This is a genomic window from Pseudoalteromonas sp. BSi20480 (genome assembly GCF_000241365.1).
In the GTDB taxonomy this organism is placed as follows: domain Bacteria; phylum Pseudomonadota; class Gammaproteobacteria; order Enterobacterales; family Alteromonadaceae; genus Pseudoalteromonas; species Pseudoalteromonas marina.
Window position 1 is genome coordinate 1 of record NZ_BADX01000170.1, and the last position, 3,676, is coordinate 3,676.

Below are 3,676 nucleotides of genomic sequence, written 5' to 3' on the forward strand. Positions count from 1 at the left end.
TGCTTAACGACAACGACTACGTAAGTAAAAAAACTAAAAAAAAGGTATTAGAGGCGATGAAAGAGCTCGGCTATCAGCCAAGCTCTATTGCACGCTCTTTAGCATCAAGCCGTACTAACAGTGTAGGCATTTTAGTGTCTGAGTTAGACGGCCCGTTTTTTGGACAAATGATGTCGGCCATTGAAGAGCAATTACGTATAGCTGGTAAACACGTAATTATTACGCCCGGCCACAGTGATGAAAAAAAAGAAAAAAACGGTTTTGAATTTTTAATTAGCCGTAATTGCGACGCCATTATTGCTCACGTAGAAGCGGTATCTAACGAGTATTTAATTGAGCTCAGTAAAGGTAAAACCCCTATTTATTTAATGAGTCGCTACGTTAAAGAAATAGAGCAAAACTGCATTAGTCTCGATAATGTTATGGGTGGCTACCTTGCAACAAAAGCTATGATCAATAAAGGGCATAAACGTATCGCTTATATTGCCGGTCCACAATTTAAAGAAGATGCCTCAGATCGTTTAAAAGGCCACAAAAAGGCGCTTGCAGAATATAACCTCACCTTTGACGAAAGCTTGTATTATGTGGGCGACTTTAAAGAAACCGGTGGCAGCGATGGCCTGCGTCATTTTATTCAAAATAAAGCGCAAATTACGGCTCTTGTGTGCGCCAATGACGAAATGGCATCGGGTGCAATGAAATACGCTCGCGAGCATGGCTTTAATATACCTAAAGATTTAGCAATAATTGGGTTTGATAACGTTATTTTTACCAATTACCTTTACCCTACGCTTACCACAATAGATAACCCAGTACCCGAAATGGGCCGTGCAGCAGCAAATTTAGTGCTTAAAGATATTTATAAAAAAAGCGGCATAACGGTTACTCAGGTGTTTGAGCCTAAGCTAATTTTAAGAGACTCAACCCCGGATATAAATTAATTTAGTTGCAAATTATCTAACTCGTTTCGTACCCACTGCGAATCGAGGTATTGCTCTAAATGCTGCTGTGCAAATTTTAAAAAGTTTCGAGCCGCATGCGATATATGCCTGTCGGTTCGCATAACAAAATACCAATGGCTAGCTAAATGAGTATCGGTAACAGTTAATACCTTAAAGCTTGCATCGTCTTTTGCGAGTACATGGCGAGATAAAACGGCTATTCCCATACCCGAAGATACCGCAACTCTAATTGCTTCGTTGCTGGCCATTTGCACTGAAGCACTCAGTACTAAACCACGGCTTTGTAGCTCGCTTTCAAATAACATGCGCGTTGCCGAGCCATTTTCACGTAATAAAAATCGGTATTGCATTAAGTCGCTGAGCTTTACTGACTCTACTTGTGCTAGCGGATGATTAACCGGCACAATAAACTCAAGCGGATTATGTAAAAAACGTGCAGCTTGCGCATGTTCAAGCGATGGAGGATGGCTGAATACGTAAATATCGTCTTCACCACGCTCAAATCGGTTTAGCACTTCTGCACGGTTACCAATTTCAAGTGGAAGCTCTACATGCGGGTGTAAATTACTATAAGGTCCTAATAATTTTGGCAAAATATACTGTGCGGTATTGACCATGGCTATTTTACACCTACCTCGCTCACCACCATTTAGCTCTGACAAAAAGTCTTGGTAATCTTCAAAATGTCCAAATACTTGCTGACAGGTTTTATATAGCTCAAGTCCAGCTTCGGTCACATGCATTTTTTGATGCTGCATAACCATTAACGGCTCAGCTACAGCTTCTTGTAAGCGTTTAATTTGCAGCGATACAGTAGGCTGAGTTAAGTGCAATCGCCTCGCGGTTTCGCTAATTGAGCCTGTTTTTACTACGCTCATAAACACTTCGAGCAATCTAAATGAAATATGTCGTAAATCCACAATCACCACCTATAGATAATCATTTATACCTAACTAGTATTTATTTTATTATTTACTATACAAAGTTTTGAATACAATAGCGCTACTTAATTTCATATTTAAAAGGAAAAGTTGTGCCTGATATAGTTGTTATGTTTTTTATTTTAGGATTAGTAGCGGGAATATTACGCTCTGATTTAACCATTCCTAAAGCAACCTACGAAACACTAAGCTTATTACTCATGCTAACTATTGGTTTAAAAGGCGGCATGGTACTTCACGGCAATTTAAGCTGGCAACTGCTACCAGAAATGGGCACAGTGATGCTCTTAGGTGCACTTATTCCGCTAATGCTATACCCAATTTTAAAATACGTTATTAAATTATCGGTGGCTAACAGCGCAAGTATTGCAGCGCATTATGGCTCGGTAAGTGCCGGTACGTTCGCGGTTGCGTTAGCGTATGCCGAATCTGCAAATTTAGCCGTTGGCGCTGAAGTAACGCTCTATTTAGTTATGCTAGAGCTTCCTGCTATTATTGTTGGCTTATTACTTTATCGCAAGCTCGATAAAGACCCAGGCCAAACAAGTGCGCTCTCATTAAAAGCGCTTTGGCACGAAACCCTTACCAACAAAAGTGTTATTTTATTAGTGGGTGGTGTAATTATTGGCATGATGTACGGCACATCGCAAGGCAGCCAAGTTACCAGCTTATTAACAAGCAGTTTTAAAGTAGTCCTTGCCTTATTTTTACTAGAAATGGGATTAGTAGCTGCACAAACACTGCGCCCTTTCCCATGGCAACATTGGAAATTAGCGACTTTTGCTATTATTACCCCGTTATGTTTGGGCACAGTAGGCGTGGGCGTAGGTACTTTATTAGGATTAGAACTTGGTTCAGTAGTTATACTCGGTAGCTTAGTAGCCAGTGCCTCTTACATTGCAGCACCTGCAGCAATCAAAGCCGCTATTCCTAAAGCCGATATAGGCCTTGCCATGCTTAGCTCGCTGGGTGTTACTTTTCCGTTCAATGTAATTGTAGGTATTGGCCTTTACCACCAGCTTGCTGTAGCTATTCAATAACTAAAAATTTGTATCATTTATTTGCCACAGACCATTAACGGCTAATTAATTTTGTATGTGGGTTGATATAAAACATTCTTTTCCAACCTTGGCTTTCACTTGTTGCAAGCCAAGGTAGTGGAAATAAAGACACAATTGAATAGTGAACATGAGGTGGCTTACCCGCTGCATTTCCTGTGTTACCCAGTAAGCCAATATTTTCATTTAACTTCACAATGTCGCCTTCACTTACACTGTAACTATTTAAATGCGCTACATAGTGCACCCGCCATTTAGGCCCGAGTATAGCAACTACCTTACCGACTCTTTTAAGCTCACCGCTAAACACAACAACCCCATTAACCGGTGCAACAACATGCGTATTTTTTTTACCAAATATATCAATGCCTTTATGAACACCCGACTTCCCCCATGGCTCATACCAAAAAGTAGCATGATTCCAATCTTTAGGTGTTGCCCCTAATACGGGATTAGTGATTTTTTCAGGCAAAACGAACAGGGCTAGTACTATGGTTAATATAATAACGACTAAGCTAAGTAGTAATATTTTTATGGGCTTCAAAATAGGATTCTGCTTTGAGTTAAACAATTAAATGTATTATTAACCCGCAATGATGAATAGATAATGAGCACTTTATAAAACAGTAAACACAAAAAAGCCGATGCAAGATCACTCTCACATCGGCTTTTTCACTGCGGTAATACTTATTATAAAGAAAGCTCTTCTTTAGCG

General features: G+C 40.0%; 4 protein-coding genes. 2 read left to right on the top strand and 2 right to left on the bottom strand.

Annotated features, from left to right (window positions below; all coding sequences use genetic code 11):
- Window positions 1-941, top strand: a 941-nt coding sequence (locus tag P20480_RS18885) for a LacI family DNA-binding transcriptional regulator (RefSeq protein ID WP_033025910.1), incomplete at its 5' end; no start/stop codon positions are given.
- Here the strand turns inward: P20480_RS18885 and P20480_RS00805 are convergent.
- Window positions 938-1,882: a LysR substrate-binding domain-containing protein gene (locus tag P20480_RS00805; RefSeq protein ID WP_008132988.1), complete on the bottom strand. Its 945-nt coding sequence runs from the start codon at window positions 1,880-1,882 to the stop codon at window positions 938-940. The genes P20480_RS18885 and P20480_RS00805 overlap by 4 nt on opposite strands.
- Window positions 1,883-1,995: 113 nt before the next feature.
- Here P20480_RS00805 and P20480_RS00800 point away from each other — a divergent pair, with 113 nt between their 5' ends.
- Window positions 1,996-2,943 (top strand): sodium-dependent bicarbonate transport family permease, encoded by a 948-nt coding sequence (locus tag P20480_RS00800; protein WP_008132989.1) that lies wholly within the window; start codon window positions 1,996-1,998, stop codon window positions 2,941-2,943.
- A 34-nt stretch (window positions 2,944-2,977) separates the two neighbouring features.
- Here the strand turns inward: P20480_RS00800 and P20480_RS00795 are convergent, their stop codons facing one another.
- Entirely contained in the window at window positions 2,978-3,505 is a 528-nt protein-coding gene (locus P20480_RS00795; RefSeq protein ID WP_008132990.1) for a M23 family metallopeptidase, read from the bottom strand.
- Between the last annotated feature and the right edge of the window lie 171 nt (window positions 3,506-3,676).